The organism is Vibrio sp. 1249-1 (assembly GCF_033340495.1).
This window is the reverse complement of sequence record NZ_JAWOWJ010000667.1, coordinates 1-650: the sequence shown is the minus strand read 5'-3', so window position 1 is coordinate 650 and position 650 is coordinate 1. Positions and strand designations below refer to the sequence as shown.

General features: G+C 48.3%; 1 protein-coding gene. It reads right to left on the bottom strand.

Annotation, left to right across the window (positions count from 1 at the left end; all coding sequences use genetic code 11):
* The coding region (locus R7Z50_RS28235; protein ID WP_318149849.1) for a ribonuclease E/G at positions 1 to 650 on the bottom strand (650 nt) is incomplete at both ends.

Genomic DNA, 650 nt, shown 5'->3' with positions numbered 1-650 from the left:
AACAACACCTGTACCGCTACAGCGAGGACAAATGTGGTGGCTTGCTTCTGCAAGAGAAGGGCTCAATCGTTGACGAGACATCTCTAGAAGACCAAAGCGTGAGATACGACCGATTTGTACGCGAGCACGGTCTAATCGAACTGCTTCACGTAGGCGGTTTTCTACTTCACGTTGGTGGCGTACTGGTGTCATATCGATAAAGTCGATAACCACTAGACCACCTAGGTCGCGTAGACGCAATTGACGAGCGATCTCGTCTGCTGCTTCTAGGTTGGTATTAAGTGCTGTTTCCTCGATATCACCACCCTTAGTTGCACGAGCAGAGTTGATATCGATAGAAGTCAGAGCTTCCGTTGGGTCGATTACGATAGAACCACCAGATGGTAGGCGCACTTCACGTTGGAAAGCCGATTCAATTTGGCTCTCGATTTGGTAGTGGCTAAACAGCGGCACTTCGCCTTCGTACTTCTTAACGCGGTTGATGAAATCTGGGCGAACCAATTGAATGTGCTCTTTCGCACGTTCATAAATGGTGTTGCTGTCGATAAGAATTTCACCAATATCACGACGCAAATAGTCACGGATTGCACGAACGATAACGTTACTTTCTTGGTGGATTAAGAATGGGGCAGGGTTAGAGTCTGCCGCGC